Annotated in this window: 21 protein-coding genes, 1 tRNA gene and 1 pseudogene; 4 read left to right on the top strand and 19 right to left on the bottom strand. The window is 40.6% G+C overall.

Features of this window, described 5'->3' with window-relative positions:
* The first annotated feature begins 338 nt into the window (after nt 1-338).
* Nucleotides 339-412 (top strand) — tRNA-Ala (locus tag DWB79_RS06175).
* 49 nt (nt 413-461) lie between these two features.
* Nucleotides 462-2,120 (top strand): hypothetical protein, encoded by a 1,659-nt coding sequence (locus tag DWB79_RS06170; protein ID WP_016523176.1) that lies wholly within the window; start codon nt 462-464, stop codon nt 2,118-2,120.
* A gap of 16 nt (nt 2,121-2,136) precedes the next feature.
* Here the strand turns inward: DWB79_RS06170 and DWB79_RS06165 are convergent, their stop codons facing one another.
* Nucleotides 2,137-2,370: a hypothetical protein gene (locus DWB79_RS06165; RefSeq protein WP_016523175.1), complete on the bottom strand. Its 234-nt coding sequence runs from the start codon at nt 2,368-2,370 to the stop codon at nt 2,137-2,139.
* On the bottom strand, nt 2,371-2,916 hold the full coding sequence (gene lspA / locus DWB79_RS06160; protein WP_016523174.1) for a signal peptidase II: 546 nt from the start codon (nt 2,914-2,916) through the stop codon (nt 2,371-2,373).
* Between the two features lie 90 nt (nt 2,917-3,006).
* On the opposite strand from lspA, the gene DWB79_RS06155 reads away from it, so the two are divergent.
* Together DWB79_RS06155 and rny are read left to right on the top strand one after the other, a co-directional pair.
* A complete protein-coding gene (locus DWB79_RS06155; RefSeq protein ID WP_016523173.1) occupies nt 3,007-5,394 on the top strand; it encodes a tetratricopeptide repeat protein in 2,388 nt (795 codons plus the stop codon).
* Nucleotides 5,395-5,509: 115 nt separating this feature from the next.
* Entirely contained in the window at nt 5,510-7,051 is a 1,542-nt protein-coding gene (gene rny, locus DWB79_RS06150) for a ribonuclease Y (RefSeq protein WP_016523172.1), read from the top strand.
* A gap of 97 nt (nt 7,052-7,148) precedes the next feature.
* On the opposite strand, the gene DWB79_RS06145 is transcribed toward rny, so the two are convergent.
* The 17 genes and pseudogenes from DWB79_RS06145 to DWB79_RS06070 form a co-directional block, all read right to left on the bottom strand.
* The gene (locus DWB79_RS06145) at nt 7,149-7,775 is read right to left on the bottom strand and encodes a hypothetical protein (RefSeq protein WP_016523171.1); all 627 of its coding nucleotides are present in this window, start codon (nt 7,773-7,775) and stop codon (nt 7,149-7,151) included.
* A gap of 614 nt (nt 7,776-8,389) precedes the next feature.
* Nucleotides 8,390-9,229: a cytochrome c oxidase assembly factor Coa1 family protein gene (locus DWB79_RS12065; protein ID WP_016523170.1), complete on the bottom strand. Its 840-nt coding sequence runs from the start codon at nt 9,227-9,229 to the stop codon at nt 8,390-8,392.
* Between the two features lie 69 nt (nt 9,230-9,298).
* Nucleotides 9,299-10,114 (bottom strand): hypothetical protein, encoded by an 816-nt coding sequence (locus tag DWB79_RS06135; RefSeq protein ID WP_016523169.1) that lies wholly within the window; start codon nt 10,112-10,114, stop codon nt 9,299-9,301.
* A 14-nt stretch (nt 10,115-10,128) separates the two neighbouring features.
* The gene (locus DWB79_RS06130; protein WP_016523168.1) at nt 10,129-10,290 is read right to left on the bottom strand and encodes a hypothetical protein; all 162 of its coding nucleotides are present in this window, start codon (nt 10,288-10,290) and stop codon (nt 10,129-10,131) included.
* 114 nt (nt 10,291-10,404) lie between these two features.
* Nucleotides 10,405-10,845, bottom strand: a complete 441-nt coding sequence (locus DWB79_RS06125) for a DUF5680 domain-containing protein (protein ID WP_016523167.1) — start codon at nt 10,843-10,845, stop codon at nt 10,405-10,407.
* A gap of 32 nt (nt 10,846-10,877) precedes the next feature.
* Nucleotides 10,878-11,129 (bottom strand): type II toxin-antitoxin system RelE/ParE family toxin, encoded by a 252-nt coding sequence (locus DWB79_RS06120; protein WP_016523166.1) that lies wholly within the window; start codon nt 11,127-11,129, stop codon nt 10,878-10,880.
* 59 nt (nt 11,130-11,188) lie between these two features.
* Nucleotides 11,189-11,452, bottom strand: a complete 264-nt coding sequence (locus DWB79_RS06115) for a type II toxin-antitoxin system Phd/YefM family antitoxin (RefSeq protein WP_016523165.1) — start codon at nt 11,450-11,452, stop codon at nt 11,189-11,191.
* Nucleotides 11,453-11,907: 455 nt separating this feature from the next.
* Nucleotides 11,908-12,936, bottom strand: coding sequence for an amino acid--tRNA ligase-related protein (locus DWB79_RS06110; RefSeq protein ID WP_016523164.1), 1,029 nt, complete (start codon nt 12,934-12,936; stop codon nt 11,908-11,910).
* 84 nt (nt 12,937-13,020) lie between these two features.
* Complete coding sequence (gene aspS, locus DWB79_RS06105) at nt 13,021-14,781, bottom strand: aspartate--tRNA ligase (RefSeq protein ID WP_051125820.1); 1,761 nt, start codon at nt 14,779-14,781, stop codon at nt 13,021-13,023.
* A gap of 74 nt (nt 14,782-14,855) precedes the next feature.
* Nucleotides 14,856-15,350 (bottom strand): methyltransferase family protein, encoded by a 495-nt coding sequence (locus tag DWB79_RS12250; RefSeq protein WP_338065603.1) that lies wholly within the window; start codon nt 15,348-15,350, stop codon nt 14,856-14,858.
* Nucleotides 15,351-15,422: 72 nt separating this feature from the next.
* Nucleotides 15,423-15,668 (bottom strand): annotated as a pseudogene (locus DWB79_RS12245) (nitrous oxide-stimulated promoter family protein); the annotation flags it as partial.
* A 135-nt stretch (nt 15,669-15,803) separates the two neighbouring features.
* Nucleotides 15,804-16,700, bottom strand: coding sequence for a mechanosensitive ion channel family protein (locus DWB79_RS06095; protein ID WP_016523161.1), 897 nt, complete (start codon nt 16,698-16,700; stop codon nt 15,804-15,806).
* A 71-nt stretch (nt 16,701-16,771) separates the two neighbouring features.
* Nucleotides 16,772-18,136, bottom strand: a complete 1,365-nt coding sequence (locus DWB79_RS06090) for an MATE family efflux transporter (protein WP_016523160.1) — start codon at nt 18,134-18,136, stop codon at nt 16,772-16,774.
* A gap of 90 nt (nt 18,137-18,226) precedes the next feature.
* Nucleotides 18,227-20,764: a PEP/pyruvate-binding domain-containing protein gene (locus DWB79_RS06085; protein WP_016523159.1), complete on the bottom strand. Its 2,538-nt coding sequence runs from the start codon at nt 20,762-20,764 to the stop codon at nt 18,227-18,229.
* 82 nt (nt 20,765-20,846) lie between these two features.
* Entirely contained in the window at nt 20,847-21,443 is a 597-nt protein-coding gene (locus DWB79_RS06080) for a TetR/AcrR family transcriptional regulator (protein WP_016523158.1), read from the bottom strand.
* Between the two features lie 222 nt (nt 21,444-21,665).
* Nucleotides 21,666-23,555, bottom strand: a complete 1,890-nt coding sequence (locus DWB79_RS06075; protein ID WP_016523157.1) for a hypothetical protein — start codon at nt 23,553-23,555, stop codon at nt 21,666-21,668.
* Nucleotides 23,556-23,611: 56 nt separating this feature from the next.
* Nucleotides 23,612-24,394, bottom strand: coding sequence for an outer membrane lipoprotein-sorting protein (locus DWB79_RS06070; RefSeq protein ID WP_016523156.1), 783 nt, complete (start codon nt 24,392-24,394; stop codon nt 23,612-23,614).
* Between the last annotated feature and the right edge of the window lie 6 nt (nt 24,395-24,400).

The following is a 24,400-nucleotide window of genomic DNA, read 5'->3' as shown; positions in this document are numbered from 1 at the left end:
CGCATAATAAGCGCTTTTATAATAGAATATCGTATTTATAAAAAAAAAGCAATTCATAACGAGGCATTTATCAGGGTAAACGCATCAGTCGGTCATTTTACCAGCCCCGCAGAATAATGAGGCTATCCAAGCAGAGTTTCGCCGATTGGCGGCTCAAATGCTTGTCATGCCTCATTATTCTGCGGAATTTGATTTACTTGTCTGATGCGTTTACCGTGTTTCTGAAAAAGATTGTGCAAAATTTTATCTAAAATTTTGCACAAAAGGAATGCAGCCACATCAGAATCGAGGGGTTGACCTAAAATGGAATTTCCTTCATAATCACTTCGTTGCCTTTTGGGGGTGTAGCTCAGTTGGCTAGAGCGCTTGCATGGCATGCAAGAGGTCAGGGGTTCAATTCCCCTCACCTCCAAATAAAATAATCCGGATAAAATAAAAAGAAGGAAGGCATAGAACCGCGTATGGATATATCAAATCTTGATCCTGATCTTGCAGCCTTATTGGAAGATATTCCTGTAGCCCCTTCTCCTTCTGCTCCATCTCTTGATCTCTTTGGTGATATTGGCGATGATATCCTTTTATCCGCTTCACCTGAAGCTTCCGGCAGCTTAGAACCAAGTCCGGCCAGAGTTGACCTAACCGTTAAAGCGTTTCCCAAAGTTGAACGTTTTTATAATGATACTCCACACACCTATTTTGATTCGGCAGATTTTTATAAAAAAGTGCTAAGAAATTGTGGTGAAACTTCTCAGCGTTTACACAATACGCTCACAAAATATCTTACAACCCGTGATCAAAAAGACCGTGCCGTATACCGGCAGCAGCTTGTTACAAACTATTGGCAGTTCATTTCCGTGCTTGTGTTAAAATTACCGACAGATGAATCCGCAATCGAAAAAAAGTATGCGTTACGGTACGGACTCATTTTGCCGACGCTTTTAACCGCTGAACAAAAAGATACGTTTGCAAAGATTATTGATGAAAATTCCTACAATGAACCTATTTATTACCTTGATGAGTGGTTCCATGATATTGCTGTCGGATTGATTAATCCTTCTTCCACTGATGAGGTGCGGACAAAACAGAAGAATATGTCAACTCATTTCCAGCAACTGCTTAATAAGGCTCAGGGAAAATTGCAAAGTGCGGAAAATTTGCTTCGTGCCAAATCGGATGAACGCTCCAGTGCGGAAGAATTGGTAAAAAGTCAAGTCCATGAGCTGTTTGTACATGACAGTCTTGCGGGGTTTGCAGGAATAAAAGCGCCTTTTACTGAAATACAGAAGCGCAATGTAAGCGATCTGGGTGACAGTCTGAGACGGATACTTGCGCTGGATAAAGAACTGACGAACTTTTTGAATGAGTATCACCGTGTAGATGAAGATGTCCGCTTGTTAAAAGAAAAAATCGAGGTGAGCGGCGATGGTGAATTGAATGTCTCCGACGTAAATACGGAGCTGGAAACTGTTCGGCAAATGGTTAAGATGACTTGCGGACGGCAAGGGAATCACTTTCCTATTTTATCGCGCGAATTCTTCCGCTGTACACCGAACGAAATCGGTATTAGAGAAAACGTATTGGAGATTATGCGCTGGATTGAAAGCATTGACTGCGAAGCGTATTGTCGCCAGTATCGCTCTCAGCTGAATAGAATCCCCCCGTTCGTGGTGCTTATTCCCTCTTACGGTGATATCGGTTTTTGTTGGGAACCCTTCGATCGGTATAACCGCGTAACCAGTCGCGGGCGCATTGCAATTCCGATGTATACAAAAAATTTGAAAAATGCGCTTTTAACGGCTACAGCCGATCTTCGATGGCAGGTTGCAAAAGAAAAGGCTTCATACTATTGGATGGAAGAAGGTTTAACAGGTAACTATTATCAATGGTTCCAAGCCCAAAAACTGAAAGGTGATGTAAAAGAATACTTTATCGAAGACTATTTAATCTGGATGACTAAGGAAAGCGAAGGAATACAGAAGCTCGATAGGGAAGTGCGGAATGTATTCTGGCGCTATATGCCGTTCAGTAAGACGGTTAAAGAAGAACTGAAAACAAGAGCTCCTGTTTATCAAGAACTGTGCCAAAAAGATTTAAACCGCCAGATGTCCGACGGTTATTAATCCTTGTTTTTACCGCTTATTTTTTGTTATTTAATCCGTATTTGTTCATTATTTTCTTCATAATTTTACCGTAAAAGAAAAACGACAACACAATACCGGCAATAACTGAAAAAGGCAGCGCCGCTAAAATATGCTCATTCACGAATTTTGCCAGCAAAATAATGATTGCGGCACATACTGCACTGCATCCGACAATAAGTACGAGCGTTACCAATGTCCCGATAATTAAAAAAAGGATAATATTCCGCATTTATTCCCCATCGTTCGGCGTTGCTGGGGTTTTGCTCTTGTCCTTTCCTTCCTGTATGAGAAGCGCAACAAATAAACCCACTCCGCATACTACAATAGCGGAATCTGCGATATTAAATGTCGGCCATCGTTCCAAACCGAAAAGACCGAAAAATTTAACGTCGATAAAATCCACAACGCCTTCCGCTCTAAAAAAACGATCGAGTAGATTACTGATTCCGCCGCCGATAATGCCGCTTAAAAACCAGCGTTGTACCCGTGGGAACTCCGATTTAAAATAGACTACGCAGATACCGGCAATAAAGCAGGCTGGGATGCAGGCCATTACGACAAAACGCATAACGGAGGAAAGTCCGCTTCCTAGACTGAACGCTGCACCGGTATTGTAAACACAGACAATCCGTATGAGGTCTCCGCAAAAAGAAGCGCCCACAGACCACGGATCAATCGATTTAATAATCAGCCATTTGGTTAGTTGATCAAGTGCAATAACCGCAAAGGTTAATATAAGCGGTAAAAAGTATTCTCGTTTGTTTTTGATATTCATCGGCACAGTATAGTAGATTTTTTCCGAAAGGTCTACAAACTTTATCGGAATAGAGAAAAAGCCGATATAGAGTATGGAAACGAGGTTATTATGATCTGTATCTATTTTGAAATTCCCTATGAACGGCAGCTACTGAGAATTGCTCCGTTTGAAATACAAAAATTATTGAATGCCATCGCAGAATCGGCCGAAGCAAACGGTGCTTCTTTATTTAAAGTCTCCTGTGCTTCAATTTATCGCTTCAGCAGCCGCGAAGTTGCTCCGGTGTTTTCCGCCAATTTATTTTTGCAAAATTTAGCTGATTTACTGCGTGTCTATAAAAGGCGGATCGTAGATTACCGGGTTATTATCGATTGCTGTGAAGAAACGGATTCTGACGATACCATTGCAGATCATTTTGCCGCTTATAGAAGCGTCCTTGTGCCGAGCCGCAGCTTTTTTGCCTCCGCACAAGCAGAACGACTTTTAAAAGCCTATATCCGGTTCGAATATGTGCCTAAAGTTAAACTCTACTACAGCGCTAATTTTATTGTACCGAAAACGACTTACGACGAAACGGCAGAAGCTCAATATCGTATCTATCTTTCGAATACCGGTACGTGGATACATGCGCTATATCATTTTATGCTTGTGCATCCTCTTACCGAGCACGCAGTAACGGCAGCACTTTCGAAAGACGAGCAAGCTCAATACGAAAAAGCTCAACATGTGCAGTATTATTTCCGCCGGAACCGATTTTGCTCCGATTATCCTGATTATTTTATTGACGCATTTTTATTATATACGCGCTTCTACTTTCAAGTCTTTGTAAAAAGTTATCATACTACCGAATTAACCGTTATATATACCGAAAAAAATGCAGAAGCGGCAAATCATCTGATCGATGTACTTCCCCTTACCGTCCACACCAAACTTATGCCGGAAAAGGCGATTTCGTTTGACGGCTTATCGACTGATTTTTTACAACTTGCCTATCTTACGATATATGCACCGTCATTTATCTTTGACGATGAAATGCCGGAGTTTTTTCTTTCACTGCATAAAAGCTCCTCGTTTGTTACGAGTTTGTATGAATGGATGTATGCAGTCGGTATTACCGAAGTAAAAAACGATATACATTCGGTAAGTCCCTACGCCGCCGAGCAATTGGAGCAGCGGCTTGGAGTAGAAAAGGATAAGGCTAAACAGTATATAGCCGATTTCCTATGGGATAAATATAAAAAGGGAATGTTATGTCCCGATGAAAATCTGAAAGATATTTTTGGTACGCTTCAATTAGTTCCGGCAGATCAATTTATGCTGCATCATTTCTTCCACAAGTATTCAGATAAGGAAATTCCTCAGATTGATATCAGTCCCTTTAAGTCTACAGTCTTTTTTTCTGCTCTTGAAAGCTATCAAAAAGCATTAAAAATCAGTAAGCAAAAAAATATTAACGAAGCGGTTTATGCGGTCAAAAAAGCGGTCAGCTCCGTTCAAGCGCATGCCTTTCCTGCAGGAGAATACCGTGCCCTTTCCTGTGTAGCATTTCTGCATTTGTCTCAAAATAAAATAGAAGATGCCGTAACCTATTTTCAATATGCTCTTGATATTGCCGAATTGCTGAACGACAGTAGTTTTATATGCGAAGCATTGTTTAACCTCAGCATCAGTTGCTTTTTGCAGAATAATTTACATACTGCTGAAAATTTTCTCGATCGCCTCTTACAGGATGCAGAGCGTTATTTTGAACAACCTAAAAAGATACCGTGCTTATTTATGCAGGGAAGAGTCGCATTGCAGTTAGGGGACTACGGCAAAGCGGAGCTTTTATTTCAAGAGGCTGAAAAAGCAGCTTCGAAGCACTTCCAAGAATGGGCGCCCCTTTGTAGAATTTGGTATGCAAGGGCATTATCCCAAAAAGGGCAAACAAGTAAGGCACAGCCGATACTCATTGCAAACCTTGATAAATCGCCTGATGCAATCTTGTTTCTCATCGAATCATTTTTGCTTGCTCCCATTCTTCGTGACGAGCGTGAGCAGATACAAGTGAGTTCCGAAACATTTACCGCTGTGCTTGAGCCGTATCAAAGCGGTTTTGCACTTGCTGAAGAGTTTGTCTGGGGAAATTTGTACGGTAAGTCGGCAATACAGGTGTTTTATACCGCTATGGATAGCTATTATCGTTTCCGGCTTGCGTTCAATGCGCTGGAAGATTCAGCCCAAATGTATATTCAACAGCTTGAAGATACCGCACGGGATGCGCTTAAAAATCATGATATGTACGCTTCGATATATTCGTATCTTTGTTACGATGCGCTCCTCCGTAGAGAAGGAAATACATCCGATAGCGCAAACGGATATTTAAGCCGTTCGTTTAAAGCGCTGCAAAACTGTATGGACACGATGACGGAGAATACGGTGCGTGATAAGTTTATTTTCCGTAATGTATGGAATGCAAAACTCTACGCCGCTGCGCAAAAAAATAAATTGATTTAAGAGGAACAACCGGATAAAAACGATGTTAAATATGTCAAATAGAAAATTATTGACATTTTAAGGTATTCAGTATAAAGTTTAAGATGACAGTTATTTACTGTTATAAGGAGCAAACATGACTGGAATCATGATGGTGATCGTGTGTATTGCTCTCGTAATTATCGGTTTAATTCTTGGATGGACGATTCGCTGGCTGTATGCCAGATTTCAACTATCTGCTTCTGAACAGCGTGCAGAGCGGGTTTTACAGGAGGCTATAAAAGAGGCTGAAGCTCAAAAGAAGGATATTCTTCTTGAGGCAAAAGAACAACTTATTCGGGAAAGAAATCAACAAGAACGAGAGAACCGCGAACGGAGAAGCGACCTTCAACGGATGGAACGCCGCTTAACCCAAAAAGAAGAACAGCTGGATAAACGGCTGGAATTGGCAGAAAAAAATGAAAAGCAACTCGTTGAGCGGAAGGATGCGCTTGACGAACGTGAAAAAGTCTTGGATGGGGAGGAAGAACGGTATAAGGAAGAGCTGGAGCGGATTTCCGGTTTAACACAGGCGCAGGCCAAGGATTTGATTATACAAAGCCTTGCCAATGAAGCGAAGCGGGATGCGCAGGTTCTTATCAATAGAATAGAAGAAGAAGCGAACCTTACCGCTGAAAAAAAAGCGCGTGATATCTTAGTTACGACCATTCAGCGGCTGACGACGGAGACAACAAGCGATATAACCGTTTCTACAGTGAGCTTGCCGAGTGATGAAATGAAGGGGCGGATTATCGGGCGTGAGGGGCGCAATATACGTGCGCTGGAAACCTTGACCGGTGTCGATATTATTATCGATGATACGCCCGAGGCGGTGGTTATTTCCTGTTTCGATCCGGTGCGGAAAGAAATTGCCCGTATCGCATTGGAACGGCTTATCCTAGATGGCCGGATTCACCCTGCGCGGATTGAAGAAATCGTACAAAAGGTTACGCGCGAAATTTCGCAAACCGTGTATGAAGAAGGGGAAAAAGTGCTCTTTGACCTCGGTATTCACGATATGGGACAGGAAATGGTGCGTGCGCTCGGCCGCCTACATTTTAGAACGAGCTACGGACAGAACGTATTGCAGCATTCCAAAGAAGTCGCTATTTTGGCAGGTACGCTTGCCGCAGAAATCGGTGCAAATGTGGAAATCGCAAAACGCGGCGGTTTACTGCATGATATCGGTAAGGGTGCCGAAGCGGATTCGGACAAGAACCACGCCGAAGTCGGTATGGAGATGACGCGGAAGATGAGCCTTGATCCGCGTATCGTCAATGCCGTCGGTTCGCACCATAATGATATTGAGCCGTCCTGTGTGGAATCCGTACTGGTACAGATTGCCGATGCTATTTCCGCCGCACGGCCGGGCGCTCGCCGTGAAACGATGGATAACTATGTCAGACGGCTGGAAAACCTTGAAGCAATTGCAGAAGGGTTCCATGGTGTTGAAAAGGCATACGCAATCCAAGCGGGTCGCGAGCTGCGGGTATTGGTAAACAATGAAAAGATACCTGATCAAGAAGTGAAAGCTTTGGGTAGGGATATTGCGAAAAAGATTGAAAACGATCTGAAATATCCCGGCCGTATTCGGGTAACGCTCATCCGCGAAACACGCATTATCGAATACGCACGATAGCGAGAATATTTGGTAAATCGATTGAGCTTATCCATCGATACCGAGCAGTAAAAAAGCCGTCCTGAATAGGGCGGCTTTTTTATGTTGAAAAACAGTGTTATATGTCTATATAATTAAAATCTTTAAGATATGTATCAATATCCATAGAATCTAAATGAGAATTAAGCCACTTTTCTACTTTTATACGATAATCGTTTGTAATTTCATTGTATTCATCAATTAATTCTTTATACAACTTGTAAATATGATTTTTAAAAAGATTTTTGAATTCATCCACATAATCGCCTTTTGCTTCATGTCCCGTGAATGGATCAATAATTTTAGGGATAAAAACTATATTCCAAGGTGCTGTAAAGCAATAAACATTTTTTGTTTGTCCGAAAACATGAGAAACTTGATAGTTAAATATTGTTAGATTTTTTTTATAACCCGTATTATCTTCTAAAAGTTTTGTCGGCTTAGCATTATTTGTTGGATCAAACCGAATATTCAGTTCAAACACATCTTTATATAATTGTTGTAAAATAGAATTTCCAGAAGCATTTCTACCGGAACTTCTTACATATAGATTAGCTGATTTATTATTTATATTCGATTTTAATTTATTCCATTCGATAACGGCTTTTTGTTTATCTATAGAAATAATGTTATCTAATCCAAAAGTAAACAAATCATCTTTTGAATAAAATTTAAAAAACTGTTTATATGCATCTAATATTTCCATACTTTATTTTCCTATAAACATATTATATTTTTTAGAACTTTTGCACTAAAACAAATGTCGGTTTGAAACGGTGGTTATCGGATGATACTCATTTATTTTATCACTAATTAAAACATAGTTAAACCCTTCAAAAAAGCCCCGCATTAACGATGTTATTAAGATTCTATAACATTTATAGGAAATCCGCTTGCAATAATTTCACCGATAAATCAATATCCAATTCGTCTGTTTAATCCGCCTGTTGGATGGCGCTGTACGCCGGAGGACAGGTGGATGTTCCACCGCTCTTAGGTTTTATTATACATTTAATTTCTTTTATTTTACAATTGTTGATCAATATCTATTTATACAGAAATATTTAATTACAAAATGGAATTCTAGTATAATTAACTATGAAATAATTTTTTTAATCGAATTAACAATAAAAGGCACATATATAAAAAATAATGAACAACATTCCCACAGGCCTTCATTATCAATAAAAGTATCTTTAAATTTTTCTTTATCACTCATTACAAACAATTGTAATTAATAAGATAAGATTAAAAATTTTTGTATTATTCATTTTTTCTCATAAAACATTCAATACATCTAAATACCAGCGCCGTCAGGCATTATTCTTTATTTAAAAGTAAATCTATTGAATCTGCTTTTCCTTTCTCTTTATAAAAAATTACTTTATTATATTTCCAAATTTCATTTTCCTTTTCAGCATCGATATACACTCTTGAAATACCATTTTTCCCTTTTATTTTGTACGAAAGAGATGCTTTCCCTGTTCCATTTCCATTCATAGTCATAGAACCGCTAATTATAATTGGGAGTTTATATTCTTCTCCAAGATATTCCATAACGTCCTGATTATTTTCAATAAGTTCCACTGAATACTTATATGGTTCAGAGTTTTTAAATAATGAAAAAATAGAGGTGCATACAATTATAGCACCGATAAAACCAATTCCAAATATTACAACATATTTTATAATTTTTTTCTTTTTAGTTTCAGCTGTAATTTTCATATTTGTTTTTACCTCAATTCCTTTATCTTTATCAAAAGTTTTTCTATATAGAAAAATGCTTCCGTAAACAGTACCTAATGGACATGTAGAATATGCAAAAGGAAACATATCGTTTTTATCTTTTAATAAACAAATAATTGTATCATTTATTATTCCAAGGATAATACCAATTGTGCTTATTATTATAAAAAAGTAACAGAAAAACTTAAAAATAGATTTTGGACAAAACGGATTTATTTTTTGGAAACCTAATACGATAAAAACCATTGCCCATGCTATAAAGAAAAAGCTAATACTTATTCCAAAACCTAATAAAGTTTCTGAAACTTTTATATCTTTACAGATGCAAATAATACAATTTAATATGCAAACTCCAAGAATTATACCTAGAATAATTTTTATTCTTTTTTCATAAAAATCAATTATTTTTTCCATTTTTTTCCTTTTTTGTACACCAATGCGTGTTCTCCTAACATCCACTTAACCTGCATTTGTGCCTTTGCCTCAAGTGAAGCGTAAGGCAAAGTTGGCGCAAATATTTTTATCATCTTCAAGGATAGAGTTATAGAGATAGCTCCTGAATTTATTTTTAATTTCCGCTTGAGTCTGTGCAATATCTTTTTTGCTTAGATATTCTAAGAAACCTTGCTCCGTTTTCATAGGATCGCTTTCATTGTTTTTGTAATCATCGAAATCTTTTCCAAACTGAGCTCCTAATTTTAGAACCATTATCGAAGAAAAGAATCTTGTCTGTGCAAATTTATCATGAGCAGAAATGTTTGCTTGATTAAGTTTTTCTAAATCGGGATTTATGTAGATTTTACATTCAAAATTTCTTCTTCCTGTCCAAAGCAATGCTACAACTTTATGCTGTCCATCAAAAAGTAGAATTTTTCCATTCTCAATTCTTCCGATAGAAGGTTGTAAAACAGGGTAATTCTGAAAATGTCTAAACATTTGAAATACTTTATCAAAAATTAGATAACGAGGTTGTAGACCTTGTGAATGTTCATTATCATCATCACTATCTAAAATATTTACTGGTAATTTACAATAAAAATATTTCCACCCTGTTAATGGACAAGTTTCTATTTTAAATTCTTCATGAAAATTTGCATTTTCTAAAGTTATTTTTCCGTCAAAGTCTTTTATTACAATAGCTTCTCCAAAAGAACTTATATCACCTTTGTCTTTTAAATATTTTAGTAAATCCTTAAGAGTAAGTCGTTTACCAATTTTAAAAAAATCTTCGATTCTAAGTTTAATTCTAAAATCTTCAAGTGGCAGTTGTTCTTTTTCAAGATTATACTTTTCACACATAGGGGCTATATTGTTTAAATCTGTAGGGCATTATTTACATATACTTTTATATGGTCAAAATGAATTTTTTCACCATCGGGAATTGCATGACCATTTGCATAACAAACTCTACCATGTCGATTTAAAACAATTTGCTTTTCTTCGTCATTTAGCTGACGTTTCATCATTATAGCCATAATAAAATCCTTTTTATAAAACTAGCGGCATAATATGCCGTCTGTCTAACATTCGCTTAATCTGCATTTGCGGCTTGTCTGCAATGTCAGGTTGAAACGGGGGTTAGAACGATTCTACTTTATCAACCCGCCATGAAAATAACATTCATAGACTTCTTTTCCACAGAAAGTTATTATTTCTTTTCCTTGAAACCAATCAAAATTCCCATTTATAGAACATTTATACTCATAACTACCGTCTTCATATTTTTCCGGACCTCTAAACGGTTTTTCAAAAGGAACATTCAATAATGCTTCCTTCAAAAAATCTACATTAAAATTTTCTCCAGTCACACGTCCAATATAATTCATGCTCCAATACGGATTATCTGCAATCCAAAGAGCTTCTTCTCCGGCAAATTTTTCCCCGCCAAGATAGGTGTCATAATACATAAAATTATTTTCACGATATACTAAGTCATGTGATTTTTCTCTTGAAGAAACCGTTTCAGATCCTTTTCCTGCATACGTTTTCCGTTTAGCTTTTATCAAAAACTCAATTAGCTTCTTGTCCATTTTATTCCTCAATCGGTGTAAAGTCGCTATTTTTAAATCAAAGTCTCTTCATCTCGCCGTGAATATAAAATTCGTCTCACTTCCATTATATGATCAATTACCACATACCAAACCGTATAATTGCCTACATTAATCTTTCCATACGGATATGGGCGTTGTTTTTTTGATTGCCATACGGCAAAAGATTCAGGAGATTCAAGCCGTTCAAGAATAGCTGCTTCAATTTTTGAAAGAGTATTTTCTGCCGCAATCGGATTTTCCAAATTATTCTGAATATAATTCACAATTTCCTCAAATCCTGTTCGGCTAGAGGAAGGTAGCGTAAAGTATATTTGCCCATCAATCAGCTTGTCTTTATTTGGGAACGGATATGAGAAAAAACTTCTTCATGCGAAAGACGAACATTTGTTGATGCCGCTTGAGTATCCGCTTCATTAAGTTGGCTTTCAATAGTATGTGTAAGGCTTTCGTACAAATCAAGACTCATCACAACCATAGAGCCATAACCATTTTTTGTAAGGAATACAGGACTTCTGTTTGCTGAAACTATATTTTCTATTTCTGAAAATTTATTACGCAGATCTGAAACAGGTCTAATTTGCATCATACGAACCTCCATTATCAGGATAATATCATAATTTTATCATAATATCTAGGGATTTGTAGAAAAACGTCAGCAATATGTCGTTCTAACACTTTTTCTACCTTTCCTCATAATATCACACACAAAGACCTTATCTGCAATCTAAACTGATACGGAACAGAAAATCACATCTTTCTACCATAGTACTTGCTGGATACATCATCAACAGGTAGATTAGGCCTATCTTCACTAATATGGAACAAAGAAAATCACCTCTTATCTATAGGGGGCGATATGCTAAGACTGCCGGATTTAGGACGTAGATATCGTTCCAAATCAGGCATGGGTATGTACAAACTGAAAAATAAGTATTGCCCCCCTCTAAACATCTAATTGAGTTTTTAGAGCTGCCCTCTGTGTTATAGGAATCTAAACCCTGCAGCTTCACATCATTTTTGTCAATCAAGAGTTCGATTTCTCTACATCCCGCCGTATAAAAAGGAGCTGAGTGTTTTTTTGCCACCGAGGAGCATGATTAAGCGGTCAAATCCCATTGCAACGCCGGAGCAGGGCGGCATACGGGCGCATATCCCGCCGAAGTTCTCCGGTACGGGATGCGGTACCCGTGCTGTTGCGTTTTTAATTGCAGCTTCATCCGCAAAAGAGCGATTGATTTCTTCGGCATCCCGCGCTTCTGTATAGCAGTTTGCCAGTTCCACTCCGCGTACATACACTTCCCACCGCTCTTTTGTCTTCCATATATATGTCCGTCCGTCAGCGGCGGTACGCTGTTCCGTCCGTTCCTGTGCAAGGCAAGGTACCCGCGCGGGATAGTCCAGCAGTGCGACCGGCACATCGGACGGAAGCTGCGGCTCTATGCAGTGTACCAAGAGCAGCTCGTATAAATCATCCCACGCCCAGCTTTCATACTGTGCCCGGTCGCCGAGACCGAGCCGTTCAGCATGAAAGGCAAGCTCCGGTGTTTCCGCTTCGGCAAGGGAAAAACCGGCGAATCGTTTAAAGGCTTCGTCCATGGTCAGCTGCAAAAACGGTTTGGAAAGCACCGCACCCAATTCGGGGTCAGCAAGCGGCATCCCCGCAACTGCCTGCGCCATAGTCTGTAGGAAAGCTTCGGTAAGCGTGACGGAATCGCAGTAATCCGCTTGCATGGTGTAATATTCCAGCATGGTAAATTCTGGATTATGAATATGCCCGACGGATTCGCAGTTGCGGTAACATTTGGAAAGCTGAAACACCGAGCGGCCGTGCGCGGCGATAACCAGCTTGATGAATACTTCCGGGGAGGGAACAAGAAAGAGCGGGACTGCCGCCTCCTCGCCGGTTTTAAAGGGTTTGAGGTACTCCGTGCGGAACACTTCGAGACAGCTTTCGGGGATGAGCGTCGGCGAGAGCGCCGGAGTGTCCAGTTCCAGATATTGATGTGTAATAAAAAAATTCCGCGCAGCTTGCAAACAAGCCGCACGGAATTCAAGTGCTTCTATGTCCATAATCTTTTCAAGGCAAACGCATCATCTTGCGGAGCATACCTGCAAAATAATCGAGCCTGCTCAAGCTGTCTGATTTCGTACATGCTATGCCCGAATGCTCAAGTGGAGTTCGGCAAGCTGCTTTTCGTCAACCTCGCTGGGGCTTTCGTCCATGGGGCTGACGGCAAAGGTGTTTTTGGGGAAGGCGATTACTTCTTTAATCGAGGTTTCGCCTGCCATTAGCATTACGATGCGGTCAAGACCGGGGGCGATACCTCCGTGGGGCGGCGCTCCGTATTTGAATGCTTCCGTTAAAAAGCCGAACTTCTTTTCCGCATCGGCGGGGTTAAAGCCGACAATGTTGAATATCCGTTTTTGCAGCTCTGGATTGTGGATTCTGATTGAGCCGGAAGCAACTTCGTATCCGTTGAGTACGAGGTCGTACAGGTCGCCCTTTACCTCGCCGGGGTTTTGCTCCAACGTGTCGAGGTAGCGTTCCTGCGGTGCGGAGAACATGTGGTGAGCGGGATCCCATTTCTGCTCATCTTCATTCCATTCAAAGAGCGGGAAGTCGATAACCCACAAAAAGGCGAATACTTTTGGGTCGAGCAAATTTAAATCCTTACCGAGCTTGCTTCTGACAGCACCGAGCGCGGTACAGGCGGTTTTATATTTTGCATCGGCAATAAAGAGGAGCAGGTCGCCGTCCCCGGCATTCAGCTTTTTGCATATTTCAGCTTCCGCGCCGGCACAGTATTTGGCAATACCACCTTCGAATGCGCCGCCTGCAACTTTTGTCCATGCAAGCCCCTTTGCCTTGTAGATTTTTGCCGCAGCTTCAAGCTCTTCAATCTTTTTGCGGCTGTAGTTTGCTGCCTGTCCTTTCACTACAAGCGCCTTGACGGCTCCTCCGGCAGCGACCGCATCTTTGAACACGGCAAACTCGGTGCATTCAGCCATCCATGCGGCATCCTGCAGCTTCATCTCGAACCGGATATCGGGTTTGTCGGTGCCGTACAGGTCGATGGCATCATCATAGCTAATCCGCGGGAAGGATTGCGCTAAATCCACGTTGATAGTCTTTTTGAATACCGTGCGGAACATATTTTCGGTAACATCGAGCACGTCATCGCGAGAAACAAAGCTCATTTCAATATCGATTTGCGTGAACTCAGGCTGACGGTCGCCGCGTGCGTCTTCATCACGGTAGCAGCGGGCAATCTGAAAATAGCGGTCAAAACCGGAGACCATCAGTATCTGCTTGTACAACTGCGGGGACTGCGGCAGCGCATAGAACTTGCCCGGATAGAGGCGGGACGGCACCAAATAGTCGCGCGCGCCCTCCGGCGTCGATTTAATAAAGGTCGGCGTTTCAATTTCCAAGAAGTTTCGCGCTGTGAGGTACTCCCGCACCGCGAACGTAACCTTTGAGCGCAGTATCAGGTGATCCTGCATAGTCTGAGAACGCAGGTCGAGGTAGCGGTACTTGAGCCGGAGGTCTTCGTTGGCGTTGGTTTTTTCGTCAATCTGGAAGGGCAGCACGGCGCTCTTCGACAGAACCACGATGCGCAGCGCCTTCACTTCGATGTGTCCGGTTGTCATTTCTGTGTTGACCATGGAATCGGGACGCTCCCGCACCGTACCTTCAACGGCAATACAATATTCCATCTTCAAACCGGCTGCGGTTTCTTTTAGCTCAGTGCTTGCATCGTCATCGACAACCACCTGTGTCAGTCCGTAGCGGTCGCGTAAGTTTATAAAAGAGATACCGCCGTGGTCGCGCTTGCGGTGCACCCATCCGTTTAATACTACTGTTTTACCGGCGTCGCTTTTTTGCAGCTGACCGCAGGTAACTGTACGTTTCATTTCTATCATAATAGGATAAGTATAGTTGAAACGGGGCGTTTATGCAATTCGTGTTGTGCTCCAAGTTGCACTTACTATTTTTTCCATGGAATAAAGCGATTAACCCGTTTGCAGTATGCTGTATATTCATCACCAAAACGTTCGGCAAGCCATTGTTCTTCCGTCAATTTCATAAATATGGTGAGGTATAGCCAAAAGAGTGGTGGTAACATCAATACATACCAATTCCTACAAAACAGCAGCGCACCGGTACAGATAAATAAAAAAGCGGAATAAATCGGGTTACGCACGAGGGCATAAACACCATCGGTTGCAAGTTGATTTGCTTTTATCTTGGTGTCAATGCGGGAGCCGAATACTGCAGCGCACCACAATACGATGCCGCCTGCAATACATAAAATTCCGGCAATTATAAAAATGATTGCAATAATTGCACTATGTATGTCACCACTGGTAAATATATCGAATTTTATCGCCGCAATACCGGCAACAGTAAAGGCAATCATAATTGCCACACACACCGGACCGACGCCGGTCACTGGAAGATGCTCTTGTTCAGTTGTTTTCATTTCAGTATCTTTTGCCTCCTTTTTACTGCGAATAGTACCGATAAGATGCTGCATGCTCAAAATCGGATGACGGAATAACATACGCGGGCCACTGTAACGCATAACCGCACGGATTTGCTGCCGCATCTCCGGCTTGTAGCAATGCACGGGACAAACGTTACAAAACGGTTTTTCCTGTTTGCCGCGATACCGGCATTGTTCAATCCGTTTGTGTGTATATGCTTTTAATACCTCCGCGTCCGGCACTGCTGTCTCAATGACTTTGGAATCAGACTTTGGAAGGTCATGTCGGTGTGCTGCCGCATAGAGATCGATCATTGAATCGACTAAACGTATTTCATCTTCTATTGCCATCTTATGCATAATAGGATATCCTTTGTAGCCGACAGATTCTGAGCCGCTGATATCGCCGGTTAAAAACCTTGTCTCCCTGCAAGCGCCTTATGAAAATAATCATACCTCGATGCTCTGTGTTGGAGGTATTGATTGCTCAAGTTCGGATATTGTTGTTGTTTGGTCGTCCTTTATATGAACGTCGAGTTGCTGGAAGGGGACGGTTATATTTTCCTGTTTGAGCTTTTCATCTATTTCGATGAATAATGAATTTCGTAAATTTCCAAAGTCTTCGATTTTTGTCCATGTCATAAGTGTAAAATTAATACTTGAACTTGCAAAGCTTGTCCAAAGAATTGAAGGCGCCGGATCATCAAGAGTGAATGCATTATTTTTTGCAACGGCTAATAGAACTTCTTCCGTCCTTCTTAAATCAGTACCATAAGCGACGGACAATTCCGTCTTTACACGTCGATACGGAAACTGTGAGTAATTAATCAGGTTTGCTTTTATGATGGTCTCATTCGGAATTCTGACATATTGGTTGTCAAATGTTTTTAGAATAACCGATAATAAATTAATCGCTTGGACTGTGCCTATTGTCCCGTTGACTTCAATGGTATCACTTATTTTAAAGGTTCGTTCGGTTATAACAAAAAGTCCGGAAATAATATTCGATATTGAAGTCTGAGCTGCAAAACCTATAGCAACACCGGCAATTCCCGCAGCTCCGAGTATTGCACTGATGTCAATGCCTAAACGATGAAAAGTTGTCAACACCATGACGGCAAAACCTGCATATCGGATAATCTTATTGATTACATACTGTATTTGCAGTGAACATTTTTTTACCGTGATTTTTTTTACGATTGAATTAACTATTCTAAAGAACAGAGAGATAACAAAAAGAATTGCGATAAATTGTACAATAGTCCATATTTTCGCGACGAGTATTTCGTTTTTTTCTGTTGTAAAAAAGCCGGTAAAATTTTCGATAACATTGCTTATGCTGGTCATAGGAGAGAGCTTACCATAATTATAAAAAACAATAAAGACATTAAAAGTATGAAACGACAGGAATACTTTAACTAATATACACAACTATTGGATGGGCTATTCTTCCTATACCACCTGTAAACGACTGCAACGGCAAACAGGAAGGATAAAAAATCGGAGATCGGCTGCAGCAGGTAGATACCGGTTTTGCCGTATACGGCAGGCAGAAGATATAGGAGCGGTACATAAAAGAAACCCTGCCGTGAAATTGATATGAGGAGCGCTGAAAAATAATTGCCGATATTCTGCATGAACATACTACTGACAGCAAAGATGCCTAACAGTGGAAGCGAGAAGCATTGCATCCTCAGTATCGAAACTCCGGTAGTCACCACGTCATTATCGTTTGACATAAGATGAATACATTGTTCGGCGAAGATGAATAGGATTATTGAGGCGGCTGTTAAAAAAATTGTTCCCACAGTAACAGTCGTAATAAAGGCTCTTTTTACCCGCTCATATTGTTGAGCACCGTAATTCATCGCGCAAATAGGCTGAAAGCCTTGTCCCCAACCGATCATAATCATAAAAGCCACTGCAACAATTTTTGAACTTATTGTTAAAGCAGCGATCATACTTTCGCCGTACTTCGCCGCCGTAACATTGAGCAGCACCAATGCGGCACCGGTAATTGCCTGTCGTGAAAAATTAGGCAGTCCTCCCACAAGAATATGATACATACGCACTTTGCTATAGTGCGCTGTTTTTATACTGACAAGAATATTTCCGCGGCTTTGTGCAAGTGCGGTCAATACAATACACCCGATAATCTGACCGATGAGCGTTGCATATCCGGCGCCGATAAATCCCATGTTAAGCGGAAACATCAGCAGCGGATCCAGTACCATATTGGTCAGCATTCCGGAAAGTAATCCGATCATTCCATCGCGTACATTCCCGCACAGACGCAGCTGATTATACACGGTTACTGCATATAAACTGAACGGAATGCTGATGATAATGATCTTTAAATACTGCACGGTAAAGGTGAGTACGTCCTGCGATGCACTGCCGCCGATGAGTTTTGCAAGCGGTACAACAAAAATATATGCTGCGATTGCGATCACCGTACCGGTTGCGATTGCAATGACAATACCTATCGAAGAAATGATTTCCGCTTCCGCATAATCGTGCTTCCCGATATTCTTTGACATTACATTACCGCTGCCGTAGCCGTACCAAAACCCGATTGCTTGGATAACACTGACAAAACTGAATACCACACCGATTGCCGCAATCATTGATCTGTTGTGTAATTGTCCGACAAAAAAGGTATCGGTTACATTGTATATAACGCTAATCAACATACCGATGATTGTCGGAATTGCCGTTTTAATAAGCAACGGAAAAATCGGTTTTGTTAAAATGTTAAACCGTCTAAGCTCTTTTGTATCCATCTCAACAACTCCATTATTCTGCGAGTAACACTAACATTGTACTTCCTTGTACAATGTTAGTGTCAAGTTTTTGCTTAAGGCAAAAACTTGTTACTGCGTAGAATCACCGCCATCCGTGGCGGATATGATAAAACGGCCTGATGCGTCTGCACTGCTCCGTACTTCACCAGTATTGCCGTTAACGGTGATGAGGTCGCCGTCCTTGAATTTGGCGGTGGCGAAACCGACGCCTAATACTGCCGGTATATTAAACTCCCGTGCAACAATCGCTGCATGGCTGAGTGCAGAGCCGGTATCTGCAACGACAGCGCTTGCAAGTTTAAAAAGCGGCGTCCATTCAGGATCGGTGAGATGACACACCAGCACATCTCCTTTTTGCATCTTATAAAATTCTTCAGGCGTGCGAATAATGCGCACCGTTCCTACAGCAGTTCCCGGGCTTCCGCTCACCCCTTTCAGTACATCACCAGTTGAATCGAACACCAGTAATTTTGAAGCTTCCCAAACTTTTTCCGCAAGCGGAAATTTTTTATTCCGCCTTGCGATCTTTTCTTTATAAACATCACTGATATATCCGGCTTTCAACACTTCCAGTAATTCACGGTGAAAAAGATTTGCAATTCCGTGTTTATAATCTTCACTGTTTAATAGCAGAACATTTATCCGCGTTACACACTGTCTGACATAATAAAAAAGTGTTTCCCAGAGATACTGCGATTCTTCTCGGACAACATGAAAATACCGGAAGTGCCGTATGTCTTTTTCTATACGAGGATATTTATTTCCATAAATGCGCTTTAATTGCTGCATTAAATCCGTATAGTTTTTATTCGTGTTATTATGAGAATTTTGATCGGATGTATCAGAGGCGTTTAATAACGGGCGTATAATATTGACAAGCCTATCAGGTTCTTCGATAAACGTTTTTGCTTCGATGCAATAGCAGTTGTAATCAGACTTAAAACCGTTCTGTTTGATAAAATCATCCGCAAGCTGCTTAAATGCAGGAAAATCGACACACAGTGTGTTGAATCTTTCTCCCGATAGTATGGCTTCCGTTAGGGCTGTGTTTTTCCGTATCGTATCCGCCATACGAGAAATATCATTGGTAACAACAGCTGTTTTATTATTGAGTTCCCAATAAAAATCAAAGGCGGAATAGTCCGTATCTACACGTTTTATTATTTTGGTGAATTTTTTGCTCATTAAAAAAGACGGAAACAAGGCATACTTAAATCTGTCATAAGCAAGTCTTTCTGTCAACGCATAACTTCGTTCCATAAATGTAGTACATTCCGCTAAGCTCATATTTTCAAAATCTAAGGTTTTAATATGCGCTATCTCTTGTTCATATTGAGCTATAAATGTTTTACATACGTCCGAACAATAGTCAAAATTTTTAAGCATCCGAATAATTTTAAAAATATGAAAAATACGCAGCGTAAACCCTTTTTTGTTTTCCGGAAGCGTCTGAATACCATCGTCATCAATTACAGGATTTGAATTAAAAACAATACCGCCTTCTGCGAATATCCGCGCTTTTTGGTCGTTAATTGCTATCATATAATCAAAGTCCAGTGCACGGTATGCAAACGGCATTTTTTCAAACTGAAAAGCCATATTTTCTTTCATCATTTTTGATAATGATCTTTTTGAGATATATTTTTGAATAAGCTTCTCATCATCATTGTTTTTTAAGGTTGTTATTGCGCGTGCTTGCAAAATATATATTTCGTTCTTTTGTATTGCCCATTCAATATCCATCGGCATACCGTAGTGTTTTTCTATTTTTAGCGCAGCGCTCACCAGAGCTGCAATCTCAGTATCATTCAATGCCCGCGCTGTTCTTTTTTCCTCGCTTACCGATTCTTCTTTGGTATTTGTATCGCCATAAACAATTTGCGTTTCTTTACTTCCGATAGTAACTTCCAGTACATCTCCTGATTTATTTACGATATAACTATCTGCCGTTACACGACCGCTTACTACACTTTCTCCCAATCCGTAACTTGCATTGATCTGCATTTCATCTTTGTTTTGTGTTACCGGATTGACGGTAAACAGAACGCCCGCTTTTTCGCTTTCTACCATTTCTTGAATGACAACGGCAATCGCAACAGCGCTTTGATTATATCCTTGGTTAAATCGATAGCGTACCGCTCTCTCTCCCCATAGTGAAGCATAACAATGGCGTATTTGAAGCAGGACATCTTCTATCCCTTGCACATTTAAATACGTTTCCTGCTGACCTGCAAAACTTGCATCGGGTAAATCTTCCGCTGTTGCTGATGAGCGAACCGCAACTCTCGCAGCTTCTCCGAGTTCTGCATATTTATTCCGTATCTCTTTTTCCAATTGAGCGGGAAAATGTCCTGTTATGATTTTCTTCCGAAATGTACCGACTGCGGATAACAATGCTTGTTCATCCGTTTGCGCCTCTGTAAGAACGCGCAAGATAATTTCATCTATGTTATTTTCTTTGAGAAATTCTCGATACGCATCTGCGGTAATCACAAATCCCTTAGGAACCGGTATTCCCGCAGCAGTCATCTCGCCAAGGTTAGCGCCCTTACCGCCTGCAATGAGTACATCATCTTTATGTATCTGTGTAAAATCAGCTATCCGCATTATTCAACTCCTTTAAGGAAAAACGCTTACAGTATTTTCGGTGCGGTTTCTCTGTATGCCTTTTTCTTTTAAACGCTTACATTCATACTTCTATATATTTGTGCACAACTCCAGCAATATATGTTCGCAGCACATCATTAAAATACGCTTCATCAAATTGATAACACTGAGAACACAAAACCGCACTCCCGATAAATGCGCTCATCAACCCTTTTTGATCTACCCGCGTAATTGCACTGTGCTGTTCCCAATACCATATCAGCTTTGCTAAAAAATCTTGATACAGAATTTCAATTTTATGTGCCTCATTTTGCCCCTTTGCTTCAAAGAGCTTAAACGCATCCTGATAAATAGGCTGACTTTGAATTTTTATCATAAGATCAATCGAAGATTTGTATATCATATCCGTAAGAAATGCCGCCGGGTCGGTAAGTGAAGTTGAAAATTTTTTTTCAATATTGCGTAGTTTTTGATTTGAGCGGTACACAATGAGTTCTATAATCAGAGCATCTTTATCCTTCCAAAAATTATAAAAACTCCCCTGTGCAATACCGACCCGTTTGGTCAATTCCGCTATGCTCAAGGATTTTGTTCCTTTATCGTGAAATAAATCGAGCGCGGTTTCCATAAGCGCTTCTTTTATTTTTATTCTTTCTTCTTCGGTAAATGCTTTCGGCATACTAATCCCTTTTTATATATGTGTGAATATATTGTATAATATTCATTGCTAATATAGCAAATTGAAAGCTTTATGTCAATGAATATTATACGGTTTATTCATAGTCTCTATTCAATAGCAAACGTTGTATGCCTTTGATTCAATAGGAAACAATCGCGCTATGTATACACTTGAACACATCTATCAAGAGGAGAAAATACTCTCTTTACAATGAGCATCTTTTTAGAATCGGTATTCAAGACTTGCTTGGATAAAATGGTTGTTTTTCCAATTTGAAAACTCGCTCTTTTTGTTTGCAGCATAGATATAGGCGCCGGTACCTTCTACATATAATTCGTCTTTAATACGGTAACGCAGCTTAGGCATTATGACAAAATCGTTATGTTCTATGCCCCAGATACAGGTTATGGAATCGGTAAGGTTTTCATGCAACCAAGAATCGGAAATGTTGACAATCAACTTATTGTTGGTAGCTTTTTCTGATGTATTCCAATCCATATCGAATTTCCCGTTTCCGTTATTTTCTTTTACCTGTTTGAAGCCGAGTGTCCATGCGCCGAGGTTTTGGATATTAATATTGATATTATTTAAAGGAATATCAACGTCAAATCCTATCACCCACTGAATCCTATTGTTATGTACTGCGGGATCGGTACCTTTAAAGTCACCTGTCATGTAATAGGCTAATTCCGATTTTAAATTAAACATTGCAATAGCCGCACCAATATCGATACCGAAGATATGTACCGGATCATAGTGCACGCAATCGGCGAGGCTTTTACCGGCAAGTGCATTCTTTAGCATCTTCTCTACATCAATCGACGGCGTCTTATAGTGACCAAAATAATACTGTCCTGCCATATCAACCGGTCCTGCCGAACCGGAAAGGCGTATGCCGTACTGTCCGTATTTGATGTTATGTATGTCGGGTAAAAAAGAGTTCATGCCGATTTTTATAAATTCATCAAACCGAAAGCTCCCGATAACCGCATCGGCTTTTTTTATGCTCGCAATAAATTCCGTCTCTGCTTTTTTTGCCGTATCGGCAATCTGCTTCGCAATAAAAGATGTCGCCTGCGTTAAAAAAGGTTCCCCTTGCAACAACGCTTTCAATTCCGCTTCGGTATACTCGGTTCCGTCCGGTTTAGGAGGCAAAAAATTTTTAATGATTTCTGTAGTCGGTATGGTGATTTTTTGCTTTGCAAGATTTTCCAGCAATTTTTTTATCTGCGGTTTTACCAAAAAAGGTTCGATACCTTTAAGCAAAGCACTTTCATCAAGTTTTTCTACAATATCTTTCATATCAATAGTAATTGAATCGGGGATATTTTCTTTCAGTATCTTTGAAATAGGATCATGAAGCGCTTGTTGCAGTTGTGCTTCATCAAAAAAGGCTGAAAAATGAGAAGCGGAATCGTTGATAACCTGAGATAGATAATCCCGTGCGCGCTGTTTTGCTTGTTGAAGCTGTGGAGGTACCCACGGACCATTCAACGCGATACGGTCGGGCGTCATTGACGGAGCCCATGCAAGTTCAAGCCGCAGCGGGATCGGCGCATTATAGGCAAAGTGTACCATCGGTTCGCCTATTCTGCGGTCTATATAGGCGGGAATGGTAAAGTCGGTAAGGTCGTTCGCATTAAACACATCGAGTACGTGAATCATATCGCCCTTGCCCCATACCAATTTCAGTTTTCCTGCAGACAATACGCAGTCGCCTAAATAGACACGCATCGTCAGTTCATTCAGAATATCAAGCGGATAATCTTTTATCGTCCGCACATTCAACTGCAAATCGGCGGACAACTCCGTTTTAGCGTTGCTGTGACTCACCGTAAGTCCGAACACAGGAATTGCATCAGCCCGTTTTACATCGGGATGTACCCAAAGTCGTGTATCCAGTTTAGCGAAGCCGTGCCATTCCAGCGTTTTTTCCGATTTGCTCATCGAAGCTGAACTCATTGTGCTGCTTGCATCCGTTTCTGCTAAACCGAAATTCATTTCCGCAGGATCGGAAGCTATTTCTCCTGCATCGTCAAAAAAAGAATCCTGCGCAAACAGCGTTCCAAATAAAGCAATTGGCAGCACCCACAGTAAAAACTTCTTTTTCATCTTGATCCTCCCCGTATATTCGTGTATGAAAGCGCACTTGTTTCTTATGAATTATCTTATAGCTTACCCGTGTTTAAAAAATTCTGCGTGAACATTTTATCGTTGATCGGTTTATCCAATTCGAGCTTGAGAATGGTGATGCGAGTAGTATGCTTCGTTTGTACGTTCGTCATTTTCCCCTGCATAGGAATCCAATAGGCTCCTTGTTGTTCGAGTTTCTCAATTTCCAAAACTTTCAGCAACGCACCTTTTTTATCATACATTTCAATTTTTATCGGTATGGATGTTTTTTGATCGATGTATGAAATTCGTTTAAGGTACTGGCTTGACTTTGCATTAATCGGTATCGATTCAATCTTATAACAGGTATAAGCACCGACTGTTTCGGTTCCCAGCAGCTCGTGTGTATCCTCGTCAATCTTACGTGTTTCTAAATCGTCATAGCTCGCATCAGTTCCCATAAAGGATTTTGAACCATCTGAGGAAGCAATGCGTCGGGTTGTGCGCAGTGCGGGCATATATATCCATTTATCATTGGCACGGTCTTTATTCACGATCTGCAAAAATCGCGTATCTTTTACCGAAGCAGGATACCGGAATACAATCAACGCCGCGCCGGTTTTATCGCCGGGATCTTTTGCCCATTCTTCGATCATACGTTCGTCAATGGAATTATTTGAATCGATCAATTCCATTTTTACAGCACTGTGTGTAAAACGCGGACGCGGTACATCCAGCGATTTTTGAACAATACTTTTACCATCTTCGGCAACAAGCGTCCCAATGATACCGGCAGCAAACAGTGGTATCAACACCAGCTTTTTGATTGAGCGTTTCATTTTATT

It is taken from the genome of Treponema medium, assembly GCF_017161265.1.
Classification (GTDB): domain Bacteria; phylum Spirochaetota; class Spirochaetia; order Treponematales; family Treponemataceae; genus Treponema; species Treponema medium.
Note: the sequence above shows the minus strand (reverse complement) of the source record. Positions and strands in the feature narration are given on the sequence as shown.